This is a genomic window from Niallia sp., from assembly GCF_031978665.1.
Taxonomy (GTDB): Bacteria; Bacillota; Bacilli; order Bacillales; family Cytobacillaceae; genus Niallia.
On sequence record NZ_DALZDK010000011.1, the window covers coordinates 49,493 to 68,788 of the forward strand.

At 37.6% G+C, this 19,296-nt stretch carries 17 protein-coding genes; 4 read left to right on the forward strand and 13 right to left on the reverse strand.

The genetic code is table 11. From position 1 onward, the window contains the following. Nucleotides 1–55: 55 nt before the first annotated feature. Nucleotides 56–1,090, reverse strand: coding sequence for a helix-turn-helix transcriptional regulator (locus RTL21_RS07930; protein WP_312095036.1), 1,035 nt, complete (start codon nucleotides 1,088–1,090; stop codon nucleotides 56–58). A 342-nt stretch (nucleotides 1,091–1,432) separates the two neighbouring features. Here RTL21_RS07930 and RTL21_RS07935 point away from each other — a divergent pair, with 342 nt between their 5' ends. Next, nucleotides 1,433–1,570 (forward strand): hypothetical protein, encoded by a 138-nt coding sequence (locus RTL21_RS07935; RefSeq protein WP_312095037.1) that lies wholly within the window; start codon nucleotides 1,433–1,435, stop codon nucleotides 1,568–1,570. 135 nt (nucleotides 1,571–1,705) lie between these two features. On the opposite strand, the gene RTL21_RS07940 is transcribed toward RTL21_RS07935, so the two are convergent. The 5 genes from RTL21_RS07940 to RTL21_RS07960 form a co-directional block, all read right to left on the reverse strand. Beyond that, a complete protein-coding gene (locus RTL21_RS07940; RefSeq protein ID WP_312095038.1) occupies nucleotides 1,706–2,524 on the reverse strand; it encodes an EcsC family protein in 819 nt (272 codons plus the stop codon). A 578-nt stretch (nucleotides 2,525–3,102) separates the two neighbouring features. After that, complete coding sequence (locus tag RTL21_RS07945; protein ID WP_312095040.1) at nucleotides 3,103–3,573, reverse strand: hypothetical protein; 471 nt, start codon at nucleotides 3,571–3,573, stop codon at nucleotides 3,103–3,105. A 118-nt stretch (nucleotides 3,574–3,691) separates the two neighbouring features. Next, on the reverse strand, nucleotides 3,692–5,608 hold the full coding sequence (gene mutL / locus RTL21_RS07950) for a DNA mismatch repair endonuclease MutL (protein ID WP_312095042.1): 1,917 nt from the start codon (nucleotides 5,606–5,608) through the stop codon (nucleotides 3,692–3,694). Nucleotides 5,609–6,095: 487 nt separating this feature from the next. After that, nucleotides 6,096–8,717, reverse strand: a complete 2,622-nt coding sequence (mutS, locus tag RTL21_RS07955; RefSeq protein WP_312095044.1) for a DNA mismatch repair protein MutS — start codon at nucleotides 8,715–8,717, stop codon at nucleotides 6,096–6,098. Between the two features lie 324 nt (nucleotides 8,718–9,041). Further along, entirely contained in the window at nucleotides 9,042–9,593 is a 552-nt protein-coding gene (locus tag RTL21_RS07960) for an outer spore coat protein CotE (RefSeq protein WP_312095046.1), read from the reverse strand. Nucleotides 9,594–9,943: 350 nt separating this feature from the next. On the opposite strand from RTL21_RS07960, the gene RTL21_RS07965 reads away from it, so the two are divergent. The 3 genes from RTL21_RS07965 (at nucleotide 9,944) to RTL21_RS07975 (ending at nucleotide 11,210) form a co-directional block, all read left to right on the forward strand. Further along, entirely contained in the window at nucleotides 9,944–10,399 is a 456-nt protein-coding gene (locus RTL21_RS07965; protein ID WP_312095047.1) for a hypothetical protein, read from the forward strand. A gap of 37 nt (nucleotides 10,400–10,436) precedes the next feature. Beyond that, nucleotides 10,437–10,745, forward strand: coding sequence for a hypothetical protein (locus RTL21_RS07970; RefSeq protein ID WP_031534622.1), 309 nt, complete (start codon nucleotides 10,437–10,439; stop codon nucleotides 10,743–10,745). 111 nt (nucleotides 10,746–10,856) lie between these two features. Further along, nucleotides 10,857–11,210: a hypothetical protein gene (locus RTL21_RS07975; protein WP_312095051.1), complete on the forward strand. Its 354-nt coding sequence runs from the start codon at nucleotides 10,857–10,859 to the stop codon at nucleotides 11,208–11,210. Nucleotides 11,211–11,393: 183 nt separating this feature from the next. Here the strand turns inward: RTL21_RS07975 and RTL21_RS07980 are convergent, their stop codons facing one another. From RTL21_RS07980 to recA, 7 genes are all read right to left on the reverse strand, one after another. Further along, a complete protein-coding gene (locus RTL21_RS07980; RefSeq protein ID WP_312095053.1) occupies nucleotides 11,394–11,777 on the reverse strand; it encodes a YlbF/YmcA family competence regulator in 384 nt (127 codons plus the stop codon). After that, entirely contained in the window at nucleotides 11,777–13,327 is a 1,551-nt protein-coding gene (gene miaB, locus RTL21_RS07985) for a tRNA (N6-isopentenyl adenosine(37)-C2)-methylthiotransferase MiaB (RefSeq protein ID WP_312095055.1), read from the reverse strand. The genes RTL21_RS07980 and miaB overlap by 1 nt, the downstream gene beginning before the upstream one ends. A 392-nt stretch (nucleotides 13,328–13,719) precedes the next feature. Further along, complete coding sequence (locus RTL21_RS07990) at nucleotides 13,720–14,643, reverse strand: dipeptidase (protein WP_312095057.1); 924 nt, start codon at nucleotides 14,641–14,643, stop codon at nucleotides 13,720–13,722. 404 nt (nucleotides 14,644–15,047) lie between these two features. After that, nucleotides 15,048–15,308: a stage V sporulation protein SpoVS gene (gene spoVS, locus RTL21_RS07995; protein WP_016201204.1), complete on the reverse strand. Its 261-nt coding sequence runs from the start codon at nucleotides 15,306–15,308 to the stop codon at nucleotides 15,048–15,050. Between the two features lie 175 nt (nucleotides 15,309–15,483). Next, nucleotides 15,484–16,281, reverse strand: a complete 798-nt coding sequence (locus RTL21_RS08000) for a TIGR00282 family metallophosphoesterase (protein ID WP_312095067.1) — start codon at nucleotides 16,279–16,281, stop codon at nucleotides 15,484–15,486. A 146-nt stretch (nucleotides 16,282–16,427) separates the two neighbouring features. Next, the gene (gene rny / locus RTL21_RS08005; RefSeq protein ID WP_312095069.1) at nucleotides 16,428–17,996 is read right to left on the reverse strand and encodes a ribonuclease Y; all 1,569 of its coding nucleotides are present in this window, start codon (nucleotides 17,994–17,996) and stop codon (nucleotides 16,428–16,430) included. Nucleotides 17,997–18,519: 523 nt separating this feature from the next. Further along, nucleotides 18,520–19,296, reverse strand: a 777-nt coding sequence (gene recA, locus RTL21_RS08010) for a recombinase RecA (RefSeq protein ID WP_312095071.1), incomplete at its 5' end; no start/stop codon positions are given.

A 19,296-nucleotide genomic window follows, 5' to 3' on the forward strand; every position in this document is an offset into this window, starting at 1 on the left:
TCTGCTTCATTCGTAATCATCACAATGTGCCATAAATCTATCTAGATACGCCAATTTAGTGAATTGGTGGCACATATAAATCTGAGCCTATGTGTAACGCACGCCAATTGGAAGGTGTTTCTCCCTCCCATTGACGGAAGGCACGATAGAATGAATTTAGTTCCTCGTATCCAAGCAAAAACGCTACTTCTTTAATGTCCAGTGAAGGATCGACCAAGTAATCCCTTGCCATCTTATGACGAGTTTCAGACAATAGGTTCTTAAAGGATGTTCCAGCTTCAGTAAGCCGGCGCTGCAAGGTACGTTCACTTATGGATAATTCGCCTGCAACCGACTGGATATCGGGGCGCCCACTAGAAAGGCTTTGTTTTAAAATTCCCTTAACTGTATCGGCGATTGAGTTGCGACGCTGTTGCTTATCCAAAGATAAATCAAGTGCTGGAGTGAGAATTTCTAACAACTCTGCATTGTAAGATTCAAAGTAAAGATCGAGATCGCTTAGATTTAAAGTCAACCGATTGTGCTTTGATTCAAAATGGATTTCACAACCAAAGTAATCTTCAAGTACTTGTTTATTACCCATTGGGTGTGAAAACTCAACAAATTTAGCCTTTAAAGGCTGACCTGTTCCAAGCCTTCCAATTTCTAATAAGGATGCCATCACAACCCCGGCAAGCATCGGTGATTCAGTCAAATCAGAATACAACCATTCCAGTTCAATTGTACAAAGCTCATTTTCCTCGATGATATGAAGCCGTTCAGGTGAGCATAATTGCTTATATCGTGCCATTCTATTTAAAGCTTCACGATAGTTACGAGCGTGATAGGCCGCTAAGACAGTCGGTGGTAACTGAGCTGCCTTTACATCCGTCGTTAGTTTAATAATACCCATTGCAGGATCACTGACAAGTTCAAAAACAGCCTGCCAAATTGAAAAATACTGGTCGGTAGTAACTACAACTGGTTCAGTAAGTATATTGATAGGCAGTCTAGCCCGGTGAATTACCTCTTGTTCCTTTATCCCTACCTTTGGTAAATCTCTCCAAAATGAAGATGGGATTTTAATGCGATCAAAAGAATTAGCTGTCATGATTTTCCTCCCTCCTTCAACTACTTTCTTGAATCTCACCACTCACTGATATAATAATACCTACAATTTATTAAGTAGTAATTATCCAAATACGCCAACACTCTAGTTAATTGCGCCAATTACTTCTGACGGTTTAACTTGTTCTAATAATTTTCCCTCTTTCTAGAGTTTATTTTGAAAATACAGTTCTTTACAATCTAGCACTTTAACAAAAACCACTCTATTGTCACTAAACTGTCCCATTAATACAATGTAATCTACAAAAAAGGATTACCCACCATGGAAAAATTACCTGTCATTGGATTTTTATTTTTACCAATCCTATTAATGGAGGTGGTAATCATGAAAAATCAAAATCCTATTGAGTATACTGGGAAGGTTCTTGATCAACGAAATGACCTTACTGGACCTGATTCAGACAAGGCATCCTATCCAAAACGCCCTAAGCATGTAGCAATCCAGGAGCCTAAAAGAAAATAGAACCAAATACGCTGCCCCCCAAGTGAAGCTTTTTTTCAATAGGGGGCATCTTGGATTGAAACGAGACTAGTCCTATAAACATGCTGTTAACGATTAATTCCTACATCAATCGTTCTTTCAATCAAAACAGGAAGATTAATCTACCTTACTGCATTGTTCTATTCTCTCCAATACTCTCCGCTTTTGATAAAGCATATTAGCAACTTCCCCTACATCTTTTATTGCTGCTTTATTCATATAAGCACCAAAAATCATTCCAGCAACAGGAATCATTTGAAATAGCTTTTTCCATCCGAAATTATCTCGATAAGTTGCAAATACCTCTCTCCAACCTTGTAGTTGAGCAAAACCTTCATCCGCTGAAGAATTAGTCAATTCATTTAATATCGCTTTTTTTCCAACTATATCAGAGGAAGTAAATTGCATACATTTAATCATAAATATCCGTTCTTCCCTTTTTGATGGGTCATAGCCATATGCTACCGCTACTTCTTGTACAGTTTTTAACGTAATTCCTAAAATAAGGGGTATATCAACAGCTAATGTAAAGACACCACCAAACCCAGTTGTTGCCCCCTGGACTTGTGCATTTTTAGCGCGATTTCTAATAAAAGCTTCTGCTGTCTTTTCCATTGAATCAAAAGAAAAGTGTTGGATATCGCTAAGGTTTACATCCTCCTTTAATGACAATTCTTTTTTAACTTTATTTAATGTCTTTTCATTATCCACCAAATAATGACCGCCGTTGTCAATATATTTCGCTATTTCGTCTAGTAGTATATGTATTTTCTCTTGAATAAATTTTGGAGTCAATTTATCTAACAGCACAAAAGGAAGTCTCCCGATTTTTTCCCAAAAGAACAAACCCTTTTGATTTTTTTCCCATTTTTCAATGTTCCTTAATTTTTTTCTAAGTTGCTCTAGATTTTCCTTCTCTTTTATAGATTGTTCCATACTTTTCTCCTTTTACTGAATTATCATTTCATTCATCACCTTAATCATCATCATTCCCGATAGCATGATTATTTCAATATCATCCTCCATAGGTTTCATTCGAACCTTCTACCAAACGAACAGAAAGCTACTATTTTCTTCTATATACGGATTTGAATAGAGAAAAGATTCAATGAAAAGAGGCAAATTTACAAATGTATACTAGATATTCCATTTCCCCTCCTCTTTTCTCTCTGTAATCATGTACTTACCTTCTTTAAGATAATCAAAAAGGACTCTCCTTATGGAAGAACCCTTGAATAAAGTTATGGTTTTCTATACTTCTGAAACTTTATAGCATTGTCACCCGAGTTACTCAATTTTCTTTTTAAAAACAATATATCATTATAAGTTTTTGCCTCCATCATAATCATAATTATACTAAATACACTTGATAAAACTGTACTAGCTAATAATAACCAAATTATTTTCTTAACGCCATTCAACGTCATTTTGCACCCCCTTAATTAGGAAGTATTATCTGTAAAAATGGCGGTTGTTATTCCGCGCTTTACTAACGACACACTTATATCCAAACATTACATAGCGTGGTTCTTATTCCCTCTATGTATGAACCAATAGTGCCAGCGCATATAGAGACAGGCATAGATATAAAATATGATAGTATACCAAATGTTCCATCCTTTATAATTTACATATCCAACAAATACCGATAATGTCTCATATGTAACGGAAAAAAACACCCAAAAAACAAAATAGACAATAAATTTAATTTTTTCTCTAGGCATAAAATTCATATACAAAATGCCAAAAAAAGCCGGCAGTGTTATTTGTATGATTAAATCAATCAATAAATCTCCTTCATCTTTTATTAAATCATATAAATCTAAAATTTCACCCAAAAATATATCTGCAATAAGAGTCTGTACTGTTACGATGAGCCAGGTAATATAAATTTCTTGTTTTGTTAATCTTTTAGGCATTATTAAGAAAATAACTCCAATAAATAGGTACGATCCTAGTAAAAAAATAATTAATTGTTTACTCATAATGTCCCCGTATCTAATAGTTATTCTTTTATTATTGGCTTTTTATTGGTACTTATACAATATTAAAAGCAAAAAGCACCCGATATTCGAGTGCTTCTGTCTTACATTATATCCTAAATCACATAACTCTTTTAAACATCTTCTCCATCTCATATGTCGAATAATGCACAATAATCGGTCTACCATGGGGACATGTAAATGGATCAGACGTAGTTCGTAGTTCGTCAAGTAAGCTCTGAATTTCGTCATTGCGTAAGTGACGGTTTGCTTTAATGGAGCCTTTACAGCTCATCATGATGGCTGCTTCTTCTCGTAAAAGCTTGATGTCTACTTTTCTCATGGAGAGAACTTGTTCAATCATTTCTTCGATTGTTTCTTTTTCTTCTCCTTTTGGGAACCATTGGGGATGGGAGCGAACTAGGTAGCTTTGCTGGCCAAATGGTTCGAGAAATACGCCTACTTTTTCTAATTCAGCTTTATTTTCTTCTATCTTCATCCACTCATCTAGGGAATAATCTAATGTTAATGGGATGAGCATTTCCTGTAATTCATTATGGACTTCTCCGACTTTTTCACGGAAAAATTCGTATTTAATTCGTTCTTGTGCTGCGTGTTGGTCAATTATATAGAGGCCTCTTTCGTTTTGGGCGAAAATATAGGTTCCATGCATTTGCCCAATTGGATAAAGGGGCGGAACTCTTGTGCCTTCCACCACGTCTGCTATTTCTTCCTCTTCCCATGTTTCTTCTACATCTTCCACAAGGGCAGGTGGAATGACATTGCTCGTTTCCTGTTCGTAGAAGAAGGCTGTGGGATCTGTTATTGTTGTATCTTCTCCACCATCTCCAGCTTGCCAACTACTTGGTGCTTCTTCTACAGGCTCATTCCAAGTTGGCTTTTCCTCTTGCTCTACTGTTGGAATAATAAAAGTCGGTTCCGCTTTGGGTGCCGCTACCGGTATAACTGGTTCACGGATTGTATCAAAGCTAAAGGCTGCCTGTTCTTCTTTTGGTGCAGGCTTTTTCTCACGGATAAATCCTGCTGGAATGAGTTCCTTTTTCTTGAATGCCGCTTTAATCGTATTACTTACAAGCTCGTACAGTTCTTGTTCTTTACTAAAGCGAACTTCCATTTTCGATGGATGAACATTGACATCAACTAGAATCGGATCCATTTCTACATTTAAAAGGACAATCGGATACCTGCCAATTGGCAGCAACGTATGATAGCCTTCTTGAATGCTTCGCACAAGGGAATAGTTTTTAATAAATCTGCCATTAATCATTGTTGAAATATAGTTTCTTGAAGCACGGGTGATTTCTGGCAACGCCATATAGCCACTTAATTTAAAATCAAGGGTGCTTGCTGAAATTGGAATCATTTTTTTTGCAATATTTAAGCCATAAATACTCGCAAGTACTTGTCTTACATCCCCATTGCCATTTGTATGCAGGAGCTTGCGATCGTTATGAACGAGGCGAAAGCTAATATCAGGATGAGCAAGCGCTAGACGATTGACGATATCTGTTATATTGCCAAGCTCTGTATGAATCGACTTCATGTATTTCAATCTAGCTGGCGTATTAAAAAACAAATCGCTAACGATAATTTCGGTTCCTCTTCTACCTGGGGCGCCTTCCTGTCTCACTAAATGGCCGCCTTTCAGCTCGATCGTTGTCCCCTTTTCCCCAGTGGAAGTTGTTAAGGTAACTTGGGAGACAGAGGCAATACTCGGTAGTGCCTCTCCTCTAAAGCCAAGGGTGCGAATTCGGAATAAATCATTTTCGTCTTTGATTTTACTTGTCGCATGTCTGGAAAAAGCAGTTAAGACATCCTCTTCGTCAATTCCTTGTCCATTATCGAGAATGCGAATGCTTTGTAATCCAGCTTCTTCGATAAAAATTTCGATCGAAGTGCTTTTTGCGTCAATGCTATTTTCTACTAACTCTTTTACAACAGAGGCTGGCCGCTCAACAACTTCACCTGCAGCAATTTTATTCGAAAGTGCATCATCCAGTTGAATAATCTTTGCCATTGTTTCTCCTCTTTTCTTTGTTACTTTTATTCAGATTAGTGGGCAGTGCATATATTAGATGGAACTGTGATTCTAATTTTGGCTTTTGTTTTGGTGTGAACGCCACTTTTCTCAGATTCCTCTGGATTCTAGCGTTCACCTTGCTTATGAACGCCACTTTTCCTCCAGATTCCTTGGATTCTGGCGTTCATCTCGCTTATGAACGCCACTTTTCCTCCAGATTCCTTGGATTCTGGCTTTCATCTCGCTTATGAACGCCACTTTTCCTCCAGATTCCCTGGATTCTGGCTTTCACCTTGCCTATGAACGCCACTTTTCCTCCAGATTCCTTGGATTCTGGCTTTCATCTTGCTTATGAACACCACTTTTCCTCCAGATTCTCTGGGTTTGGGCGTTCATCTCGCTTTATGAACGCCACTTTTCCTCCAGATTCCCTGGATTCTGGCGTTCATCTTGCTTATGAACGCCACTTTTTCCAGCAGCTCCCTTATCCGTCATTCCGAACTTTCTTATGAAGCTCATATAATGTATTCAATGCCTGCATTGGCGTCATTTCTAGGATATCTATTTCTTTAAGCTTCGCTACGATTTGCTTTTCTTTTGTGGAAATCGTTTTTTGTGGCTTCTTCTCTTCTTCTGTACCAAAGAAAGATAATTGTGCCTCTTCCTCGATTTTTTCTGCTCTTAGAACAGGTTGCTCGATTTTGGCCACTGCTGCTTCTTCAGCAAATTGGTCTTTTTGCTCCAGGCTTGTTAACAGTTCTTGTGCTCTTTCAATAAGTGCTTCGGGTAATTCTGCAAGCTGGGCAACATGAATTCCATAACTTTTATCTGCTGCTCCTTCTTTTATCTTATGAAGGAAGACAACTTTTCCATTTTGCTCCATCGCACTAACATGGACATTACTTAATGACTGAAGCTCGTCCGCAAGCACGGTTAGCTCATGATAATGAGTCGAGAATAACGTCTTCGCGCCGACTTCGTGGTGGATATATTCAATAATCGCTTGTGCTAGCGCCATTCCATCATATGTGCTTGTGCCTCGGCCAATTTCGTCGAACAGAATTAAACTATTGTTGGTAGCATGTAAAAGTGCATTTCTTGCCTCAAGCATCTCAACCATAAACGTACTTTGGCCAGAGATAAGGTCATCTGCAGCGCCGATTCTCGTAAATACTTGATCAAATAGCGGTAGTACTGCTTCGTCTGCTGGTACGTAACAACCGATTTGCGCTAAAATACTTGTTAAAGCAATCTGACGCATATACGTACTTTTACCAGACATATTCGGACCTGTAATTAATAGCAATTCCCTGTCTTTGTGCATGGTGCAATCATTTGCTACATAGCTTTGCGCGTTCATCACCTTTTCCACTACTGGATGGCGACCATTTTTAATAGAAAGGTTGCGATCCGTTGAAAATTGCGGCTTCACATAGCGACGATCCTCACTAACAGTCGCAAAGCATTGCAATACATCTAGTGCACTTACGGTTTTCGCAAGCTTCTGTAAACGCGGAATATATTCTTTAATCATTTCGCGAATAGTTGTGAAAATCTCATACTCAAGCTCGACCATTTTTTCTTCAGCTTGCAAAATTAAGCTTTCTTTTTCTTTTAATTCAGGCGTAATGTAACGCTCTGCATTGGCAAGTGTTTGTTTGCGCTCATACTGGCCTTCTTGTAAAAGATGCACATTCGCTCTCGTTACTTCAATATAATAGCCAAACACACGATTATAGCCAATTTTTAGCGACTTAATGCCTGTCTTTTCTCGTTCTTGTCTTTCCAGCTGGGCAATCCACGTTTTACCGTTTCGACTTGCATCACGGTAACTATCTAATTCAGCATGATAGCCGTCTAAAATGATATTTCCTTCTTTAATGGAAAGTGGCGGATTTTCCACAATCGCACGCTCTAATAAGTCCGTAATATCTTCACAAGGATCAAGTTCATCTGCAAGCCTGCTTGCTTCTTTTGACCCGAACGATGCAACGATTTGCTGGATAATCGGTACTTGCTGCAATGATTTTTTTAGCTGCACAAGATCTCTTGCATTCACATTACCGAAAGCAACTCGTCCTGCCAACCGTTCTAAATCATAGACTTCCTTTAATTTTCCCCGTAAATCCTGACGTTCAAAATAATGGCCAATCATCGTTTCTACTAAGTTTTGACGATATTCAATTTCATCTTTATTTAATAACGGACGATCAATCCATTGTTTTAGTAGTCGGCCGCCCATCGCTGTTTTCGTTTCATCCAATAACCATAGGAGGGAACCTTTTTTCCCTTTTGAACGAATCGTTTCCGTTAATTCTAAGTTTCGCTTGGAATAATAATCAATTTTCATGAATTGGTCGATTACATAAATAGAAACTGACTGTAAGTGATCCAGGCTTCTTTTTTGTGTTCGGTATAAGTAATTGAACAAACGAGCAACGGTGTTTTTCAGCTGTTGTTCTTCGATTCCTTGTAATAAAGGTGCATGCATGTCTTTTTCAGCGGTATCATTTTCAATCGAAAGCGTTAAAGTTCCACGCTCCTGTAATCTCTTTAAATACTCCTTTGAAAAGTCGTCTGAAACGACAACCTCTTTTGCTCCTGATAGCGATAATTCGTTCATTAATGAATCGATTCCAGTTAAAATCGTTGCTTTACTTTCCCCAGTCGATAAATCGCTGTATGCAAAGCCGAATTTTTCGTCTGCAAATAAAGAGATTGTGGCAATATAGTTGTTTTCTTTATCGGAAAGATTTTTTCCTTCCATCATGGTCCCAGGCGTAATTAGCTGAACAACTTCTCTTTTTACGACACCCTTTGCTTGCTTGGGGTCTTCTGTTTGTTCACAGATTGCTACCTTGTAGCCGCGCTCGACTAGCTGTTCAATATAATTTGGTGCAGAATGGTGAGGAACTCCACACATCGGGATTCGCTCCGCACCGCCTCCTTCTCTGCTTGTTAACGTAATTTCAAGCTCCTGTGATGCTTTGATTGCATCCTCAAAAAACATTTCATAAAAGTCTCCTAAACGAAAAAATAAAAAGGCATCCTGATAATCTGCCTTTACCTGTAAGTATTGTTGTATCATTGGCGTATATGTTGTCATAACTTCCTCCAAAATCCAAGTCCAAATCTATTATTTTCTCATTATACCATAAAGAAATAGAATATTTGAGTGGGGGGTTTTGGGAAAAGGGTATCTCATTTAAACATGGATCCGTATTAAAAGGCTGTTTTCTAAAAAATTGTTGCTTTTTCAATAGAAAAAATCAATTAATGAGAAAAATTGAGCAGCCTGAATACGTGTAGACTCCTATGGGCTCATCGCTCGCCCCATGGAAAGCGAAGTGTATTCTGATATGCTGCGGGTCATAGCAACAAACTTTACGAAAACAGCCTAAAGAAAAAAAGACTAGGAAGCTCCTAGCCTTTACTCTTCTTCTCCGCCTACGAGAAAATCTGGATTTAATTCTTCAAATTCTTCGTCTTCTACTTCATCTTCAAACCATGCATCATTATCTTCTTTGCCACATTCGTCTGTACATACTTCTACACAGATTTTTGTTTCTCCGATAACTTCTACAATGAATTCTCTTTCTACATGAACAATAATTTTATTGCCATTTGGAGAAATCACTGCTTCGATGCAGTTTGGTTGCTGTAATACAGTTGCAATCACATCGTGGTCTTCTAGGCAGTCAGGATCACGATATTTTAGTTTAATGACATCTGTATATTTTACACGCTCTGTAACTACTTCTGTTTGTGTATTGTCATTATAGGAATACCAAACGTTAATGTCATAGTATCCGCAAATTTCTACTGTTTTACCAACCTTTTCTGCTTCATACGTATGGTTGATAATCCAGCAGCCCAAGATGCTTGAAGGGCTGTTGTCTGGGCAGATCGTATGATTGGATTTTGTGAATTTACGTCCTTTCGCTACGACTGCCTTTGTAATAATCTCTCTATATTCTCCCATGTTCGAGCGAAACCTCCTCATTCATTTTCATTTCATCCTATGCGGGATAGGAGTCTAGTGTGCGATAAAATTTAAAGATGTAAGTAATGCTTAAATCTACTTCATTGTATGTAAAACTTGGGTAAGTGTGCCGATATTAGCCATTTTTCTAGACGAATATCCTCGTCTTTACACGGCAACAGCAAGCCTCTTAACCGGATTGAATCCATTTCTATTCCTAGGTAAAACTCATCAAGAATGAGAAATTTTTTTAACCTTTGAAAAAAAATATGCGTTTGTATTAATACATTCGCGGATACAGCTTGTTCGAATCTTTATATACTGTAGTATACGGTAAGGGGGTGAGGAAGTTGGCAGGGTTATTTAATAAAAACGATCAGTTTGATTTTAAATTCAATGTTAATGGTAAAGAGGTATCTGGTGAAGAAGGAGCAAAATATGCACAAGAATTAATCGGTAAGCTGTCTACTGAAATGGGTGGCTTAGTTCAAAAATTAACCAAAGGTTTAACAAACAATGTATCTGAAAGCACAATTGATGCAGTAAAAGAGAAGGTTGCGCCAAATATTGATTTAGATTCTATTAAAGAAAAAGTGGCAAATATTGATTTAGATTCCATTAAAGAAAAAGTAAAGCCGAATCTGAATCCAGAAGCACTAAAGAGTTTAGTAAGTGAAGAAGCATTAAGTAAGCTACAAGAGAAATTACCTGTTATTGATGCTTCAAATGATGATGGAAATCTTAAATTAAATGTGAATGGCAAGCCTATTTTTTCACTAGATCTTTCGGATTTCATCAAAAAATAAGGAATGAATCTCACTTTTTGAAAGGAGGTGAAATCATATGTTGTCTAACTACACATCTGATTGTCACAAAGGTAACGGTTCTGGCGTTGCTGGTACTGATGTTACTGCTAAAGGTAAAGGCATTGGAAATAAAGGGGCAGAACTTCGCGGATTCACTAACGCTACTCAAGGAAATGGTAACCTTGCTAACCAATTTACTGCTTCTGGTGCTGCTGGTGGTGCTGCTGTAGGTGTTAACTTATTAAACTTCTTTGTTGGTGGTATTTTAGTTAATGCTAACGTTGCTGGTGCTGCTACTGCTGTATCTTACAACGAAAACAGCCCTGAAATGGTGAACGAAGGTTAATCACCTTTTAAGATAATCACTCCTACAAAAGAATTGCATATTATAAAGGGCAACATCATCTGGTGTTTGCCCTTTTCTAATTTTACATACCTAATAGGAGGAGGGAAAAGAATGGCAAAGGATAAAAATATCGGCTTAACCGCTGATAAATTAAAGGAACTTGGTGTACCAGAGGAGCTTATTGATAAAATTCTTGAAACGGGAGGTCCTTCTGTTAATACACATGCAGAAGGCGGAAATGGCGGGAGTGCTGTCAGCCTAACTTATGTTGATAACTACTCTGTTCTATTTCTAGTCTATACATTTCTTCAACAAACGATTAATAATGGAAATGCGAAAGATAAAGAAACAAAGCAGCTGAATAAAGCATTGCTTTCGACTCTGCAAACAGCCATGAAGGAACAGCAGGAATATCGGAAAGCTTTCTTACGAGCGATTAATATTTTAAATAATCAAAATAAGTAAAAAAACCAAGCCATATTCTCGCTTGGTTTTTCTTTTGGGTATTTTAATTGTATTTGCCAATAAATGAAGCTCGTTGATTTCCATTCCAGACACAAGGTTCGCCTGGAAGGATGAAACTCCCATCAGCGCAAAATGATAACATTATGTAACGATGAACAATCCATCCTTACAAATAAATTCCCTTTATTGTTGTTTCTTTTTTTCACTAGACCCCAGGATGTCCGTTTCAACTGTTTCTGCGATGGTTTTTGTTACCATTTGCAGCATGTCGTTGACGACTTCCTGTGATTCTTTAAATTCGCTAACAATTGGGAGCTCATCGATTTCTTTTTGCAATGCATCAATTTTTGCTTCTGTTTCTTTTAAAGCAGCAATTTTTCCATAGTGCTGTAGATTCACTGCTTGCTTTTGCAATTTTTTGATTTGGGCAATTCGATCATTTACTTTTGTATTTTGATTGATTTGCTTTTCTGCACGCTGATAAAACTCGACTTCTTCCGTATCTCGAATCATCTTGGCAAGTTGTTCGGTTCGCTCGATGATTTCTTCTTTTGTATATTTAGCCATTAGTTTGCCTCAACAGCTTCCGCTTCTAATACTTCGATCATTTCTCCGTTTAATGACCATGTTTTTGCATCCGTTATCTTTACAGAAACAAGTTTGCCGATTGCAGACTTTGGTCCAACAAAGTTTACTAGCTTGTTTTTACGAGTATAACCAGCAAGTACCTCTGGATTATTCTTGCTTTCCCCTTCCACAAGGACTTCCACAATTTGGCCTTGATAGCCCTTCATGGAATTAGCAGAATACTCATTAACTAAAGCATTTAATCGCTGTAAGCGTTCCTTTTTCACTTCCATCGGAACATTATCTTTCATTTTCGCAGCTGGTGTACCTTCGCGCGGAGAATAAATGAATGTATAAGCCGCTTCAAAGCCAACCTCTTTATAAAGAGATAGCGTTTCTTCGAATTGCTCATCCGTTTCATTTGGATACCCAACAATAATATCTGTTGTAAGAGTTAAATTTGGAATAGCTGCTTTCATTTTACGAACTAATTCTAAATATGTTTCTCTTGTATATTTACGTGCCATAATTTTTAGGACGTCAGTAGAGCCGGACTGAACTGGTAAATGGATATGCTCCACTAAATTGCCGCCCTTAGCGAGCACTTCGATTAAATGATCATCGAAATCACGTGGGTGACTTGTCGTAAACCGAACACGCGGAATATCAATTTTGCGCATTTCTTCCATTAGATCACCGAAGCGGAAATCGATATCTGTGAAGTCTTTTCCATATGCGTTTACGTTTTGACCAAGTAATGTGATTTCTTTATAGCCTTGTGCAGCTAATTGACGCACCTCTTGGATAATATCCTCTGGACGGCGGCTACGCTCTTTTCCGCGCGTATAAGGAACGATACAGTATGTGCAGAATTTATCGCAGCCATACATAATATTAACCCAAGCTTTAATTTTTCCATTACGGACTTTTGGAAGGTTCTCGATAACGTCCCCTTCTTTAGACCAAACTTCTACTACCATTTCTTTTGACATATATGCTTCTTGAAGAATATTCGGTAAACGGTGAATATTATGCGTACCAAAAATCATGTCTACTTGTGTATAAGTTTTTAAAATCTTATTAACTACAGATTCTTCTTGGGACATACAGCCACAAACCCCAATTAAAAGGTCTGGTTTCTCTGTTTTTAAATGCTTTAAATGTCCTAATTCACCAAATACTTTATTTTCTGCATTTTCACGAATAGCACATGTGTTAAGAAGGATTACATTGGCATCATCCACTGTATCTGTTGCCTCATAGCCTAATGCTAAGAAAATTCCTGCCATTACTTCTGTATCATGCTCATTCATTTGACAGCCATATGTGCGAATGTAGAATTTACGCCCTTCTCCCATTCCACGGAATTGTTCTGAAATAGAAAAATCTTTCTCATAACGAACTTCTTCTTTTCCACGTTTTTTTGCATCTTTTAAAGAAGGCGCTTTGTATACTGTTTCGAAATATTTGCTATAATCCTTTTCGGATTTTTTGTCCGAAGAATTATTGCCTTCAATTTGTTGTCCTTCTAAACGTTGTTTTTCATTCATCTCAACTACTCCTCTCTTATCGATGATTTTGTTTCATCCATAAGGTTGTTAATATGCGTGTCTTAGGTTAGTTCTTATAGATTGCTGTTTTGCTTTATGAAGGAAGTTCCCTTCCCCACCATCTACTTTGTGATGTGCATTTTGAAAACTTCCTAGATTTGATAAGCAACAATCTATAACTAGAAGTTGTTTCATATGTACTATTCTTTATAGACATATTTTCATTATTCTAGTATAAGCCTTTGACCTTTTGAAAACAATAGCAAGGTTAGAAAGAAAGATTTCTACTATTTTCTTTATCTTTATATAGGAATCTCACAGTAACGGGCAGTTGCGTTTTCTACCTCAAAAGGAGAGAACGCAACTGCCCGTATGCTTATTAAAATGCCCCTTTATTTCGGAAATCTCTTTACCATATTCGTATATAAAAACTTCTCTACTTGACTACTAGTATAATATTTAGTTAGTTCATTAATTAAATTAGGATAATCAGCGGTGGAAGATAGCCCTTTTACTGTTTGAGCTATTCCATCAAAATCAGAGCCAAAGCCGACATGATCTTCTCCACCAAGTGAACAGATATAATCTAAATGCCGCAATACATCTGTAATAGTAGCTGCATTCGATCCACTTAAAAAATGCGGAACGAAGGTAATGCCAATCACGCTGTCTGCTTCAATTAGCGCTTTTATTTGGTCATCTCGTAGATTACGAGGATGTGGGCAAAGATTATACGTATTTGAGTGGGAAGCATATGGATGATCGGCAAGCTCCATTACATCCCAAAAGGAATTCTCTGATAAATGGGAAACATCTACCCATATATCTTGTTTATTCAGAAGCTTTACTGTTTCTCTTCCAAATAAAGATAAGCCTGCCCCTCGAGGTTCTAACGCACCATCTGCAACAGCATTTGCATAGTTCCATGTTAGACCGACTGCTGTTACGCCTAATTGAAGCAATGTCTTTAATTTCAATAAATCTCCACCGATAGCATCACAGCCCTCAAGTGTTAGAATTGCACCCGTTTCCCCTTCCTTCAATTCCTCGATATCCTTTTTACTACGGATAAATTTTAAATCTGGATTAGGCTGTAAGATTTTTTCATTAAAAATAGTTGCCATGGATAATGCAGCTTCAAACTTCATATCTGGATGGACCGATTCGGGAATATAGATGGCAAAACATTGAATCTTTGCTCCACCTTTTTGTAACCCTTCTTTCGTTATATGAAGATTTTCACTATTCTGAAAATTAATCGTTTTATCCTGAAACATTTTATACAATACATCACTATGTCCATCAAAGTACTTCAAAAAGATTCACTCCTATACGAATATGGTCTCAATTTTCTTCTATGTAAATCTTGGTGGCTTTCCATCAAGATATCATTAATCGCAAACTATTTAAACTCTAATCTTTCCTTTTCCAAATAAAAGAAAGGGTGTCTCCTTCATTCGGTTTACACACGCACAGCTTCAAGAGTCTAGTTAGGAGGAAAGTTCATTCTCCAACTTTTAATCTTAGCTGTGGGGACTAGACCTTATTGATGAGACACCCCCCTTCTTTTTGAAGGTTTGCTCTATTCCATTCTAAAGAAAATTCCCCTAAAAGGATATATTCTGCCCTGAGCGAATGCACCAATCACAAGAAGGGAAAAATGGGAAAGCATGCAAATCATGCTTTCATTTCTTTTTTTTCATATACACTTATTTTCTCTTTATCTAGGCTCCACAATGAGCTTGATGGCCGTTCTTTCCTCACCGTCAATAACGATATCAGTGAAGGCAGGGATACAGATTAAATCCACTCCGCTAGGTGCTACAAACCCTCTTGCGATAGCAACTGCTTTAACCGCTTGATTTAATGCACCTGCACCAATTGCCTGGATTTCTGCTCCACCTCTTTCTCGTAGAACACCTGCAAGCGCACCAGCTACAGAATTGGGACTAGACTTTGCTGAAACCTTTAATATCTCCATTTCTAGCTCCTCCTTGTTTAACCCCCCCGCATGTTTCATTAAGATTAATGAACATATCAGGATATATATCATTCCAATGTTACTATATTCCAAGTTTAATACACATATTCCAGCTTGGACATAAAAACTTTGAAAATATTTGATTTTTCAGGAAAGAAGGAAGAGCTACTTTTCTTTATGAATAAAAAGGATGATCCTCATTAATTAAAATGCGCTCAATTTTCTTCGCCTTGCCAGTCTTCTTATCCACTTCAATCAAACACCCGCTAAGCTGGGCTCTCCCACTTTTTGGTGGCTCAAAACGTGTTGGCAGATTTGTCAAAAAGCGATTTAGCACTAATTCTTTTTGCATACCAAGTATGGCATCATATGGTCCTGTCATGCCAACATCCGCCATAAAAGCAGTTCCATTTGGAAGAATGCGATTATCAGCTGTTTGCACATGTGTATGTGTTCCAACTACTGCCGTAACCTTTCCATCTAAATACCATCCCATTGCTTGCTTTTCACTAGTAGCTTCGCCGTGAAAATCAACGAAAATAATATCTGTACGCTTTTTCGCTTCTTTCACTAAGTGATCAATTACGATAAATGGATCATCACTTGGATTCATAAAGGTGCGTCCTTGTAAATTAATGACCGCTACTTCGATATCATTAATTTTCACAAAAACCATTCCTTTTCCTGGATTGTTCTCAGGAAAGTTAGCAGGTCGCACTAAATATTTGGCTTTATCAATAAATTCAAATATCTCGCGATTATCCCAAGTATGATTCCCCATCGTTATAGCTTGAGCACCAATTTCTAAAAAGCTTCGATAGATTTTCTCTGTAATACCTTTCCCGCCAGCAGCATTCTCTCCATTTATAATGGTCATCTGTGGTCGGTATTTATCCTTCAGCTTTGGTACGTACTCTTTGATCATGTCTCGGCCCATAGAGCCTACGACATCTCCTATAAATAAAATATGCATGTCTTTTTTCCCACTTTCTAATTTTCACTATGTAACAGTGTAACATACAATTCCCTTTCGCTCCTAACTTGATTTGCCTTCCTAAACTTTCAGGAAGAATGCTACACTTTTTCCATACAAAAAAACGGTGCAAATCGCACCGTTTTTTATTTTGCATATTCAACCGCTCTTGTTTCACGAATAACGGTTACTTTTATATGACCTGGATAATCTAGTTCCTCTTCGATTTTCTTACGAATATCGCGCGCTAATCGATGGGATTCTAAATCATCTACAAGATCTGGTTTCACCATAATTCGAATCTCACGACCTGCTTGAATAGCGAATGACTTCTCTACTCCATCATAAGATTCTGAAATTTCTTCAAGCTTTTCAAGACGGCGAATATAGTTTTCTAATGTTTCTCTTCGCGCTCCTGGTCTTGCAGCTGAAAGTGCGTCAGCAGCAGCTACTAGTACAGCGATGATTGAAGTTGGTTCCGTATCACCATGATGGGATGCGATACTATTGATTACAACAGGATGTTCCTTATACTTGGTAGCAAGCTCAACACCAATCTCCACATGGCTTCCTTCGACTTCGTGGTCAATTGCTTTACCAATGTCATGTAGTAAGCCTGCTCTGCGGGCAAGAGTTTGATCTTCACCAAGTTCAGCAGCTAAAATTCCTGATAATTGTGCCACTTCCATACTGTGCTTTAATACATTTTGTCCATAGCTTGTACGGAATTTTAGACGTCCAAGAATTTTAATTAAATCTGGATGTAATCCATGAACTCCGACTTCAAACGTTGTTTGTTCCCCGATTTCACGAATATGTTCATCCACTTCCCGACGTGCTTTATCAACCATTTCTTCAATACGAGCTGGATGGATTCGGCCATCCTGAACGAGCTTATCTAGCGCAAGTCTTGCCGTTTCACGTCTTATTGGATCAAAACCAGATAGTATAACTGCTTCTGGTGTATCATCAATAATTAAATCAATTCCTGTTAATGTTTCAAGTGTTCGAATATTACGACCTTCTCGACCGATAATTCGACCTTTCATTTCATCATTTGGAAGGTTAACAACGGAAACTGTAGTCTCGGCAACATGATCAGCCGCACAACGTTGGATTGCAAGTGACAGAATTTCTTTAGCCTTTTTATCCGCTTCTTCTTTCGCTCTAGTATCACTTTCTTTGACCATTATCGCAATATCATGAGCAACTTCTTGCTCTGTACGCTCTAAAATGATGGACTTTGCCTCTTCTCGAGTTAAGCCAGAAATGCGCTCTAGTTCTGTTTGCTGCTTGCGAACCATCTCATCCACTTTGCTTTCCATCTCTTCCATATGCTGTTGTCTTTTATTAAGAGAATCGTCCCTCTTCTCTAAAACTGATTCACGTTTGTCTAACGTTTCTCCCTTGCGATCAAGATTTTCCTCTTTTTGCAATAAACGATTTTCTTGTTTTTGTAGTTCATTTCTTCGATCACGAACTTCTAGTTCTGCTTCACTACGAAGCTTGTGAATCTCATCCTTTGCTTCTAACAAAGCTTCTTTTTTCAATGCGTCTGCTTCACGCTTTGCATTTTCAATAATTTGTTCAGCAGTCATTGTTGCATTGCTAATTTTTGCATTAGCATTGGACTTTCGAATAAAATATACAACAAAGCCAACAACGGCAATAACGATTAGAATAAGCAAAATGGAGATGATATCTAATAAATCCATCATTTTCACCTCCTCTTGCTATCAAATTGTGTTTGTTACGATTTTAAAAGTATTGGCTTAATGTTCCTTTTTTCAATCGAAATTTCCCTAGTCATTTAATCGTTTTCTAGGTTTTCATACTTATAAAAATGTAAAATATACAATTCAATTGTATAGTTGTACCAATTTATTGTCAAGACTTAGAACTAGTAGGATTAACCTATTTCTCATTGGCTATCTTGTTATCCTTTTTTCTCTAACAATTGCTCTATTATTCCTATATATGTATGAAATTTCTCCCTATTAAACTGTGATAGATTATCACTACTTAACCTATCATCCGTATTATAGTCAGAAAATAGGCTTGTTAAACCTGATTGGGTCTTTTATTCTGTTGGTTTTTTCTCGGAACACTTTTTTACTTATAAATATATTTAGAGCACACAGACAAGAAATTTATTCTTCGAATACAAAATATTCTTATAGAAACCAATCAAAAAAAGATGGAAAAGTGGATATACCACTATACCATCTTTTTTAAGGATTAATCGATTAATTCGAATTTTTCTTGGTCGTCATTTTCTGGCTTTAATGTAACTTCTTTATCTAGTCCGTAGTGTTCACGGATTTTCTTTTGAATTTCCAGACGCATTTCAACGTTTTCTTTTAAGAACTGCTTCGCGTTTTCACGACCTTGTCCTACTCTTTCTTCATTATAAGAATACCAAGCTCCACTCTTCTGAACAATATCAAGTTCTGAACCAAGATCAATAATCTCGCCTTCTTTTGAGATACCTTCTCCATACATGATATCAACTTCTGCCACTTTGAAAGGTGGTGCTACCTTATTTTTAACAACTTTAATCTTTGTTTTGTTCCCTACCATGTCTGTCCCTTGTTTTAATGTTTCAGCACGACGAACCTCTAAACGAACAGATGAATAGAATTTCAATGCACGTCCACCAGGAGTTACCTCAGGGTTTCCGAACATAACACCGACTTTTTCACGGATTTGATTAATGAAAATAGCAATCGTTTTTGATTTATTAATTGCTCCAGATAATTTACGAAGCGCCTGTGACATTAAACGTGCTTGAAGCCCAACATGGGAATCTCCCATTTCTCCTTCAATCTCCGCTTTCGGTACAAGTGCAGCTACAGAGTCAATAACTAAAATATCCACAGCCCCACTTCGGACTAAGGCTTCTGCAATTTCTAACGCTTGCTCTCCAGTATCTGGTTGAGAAAGTAATAACTCGTCAATATTAACACCTAGCTTTTGTGCATAAACTGGATCTAATGCATGCTCAGCATCAATAAA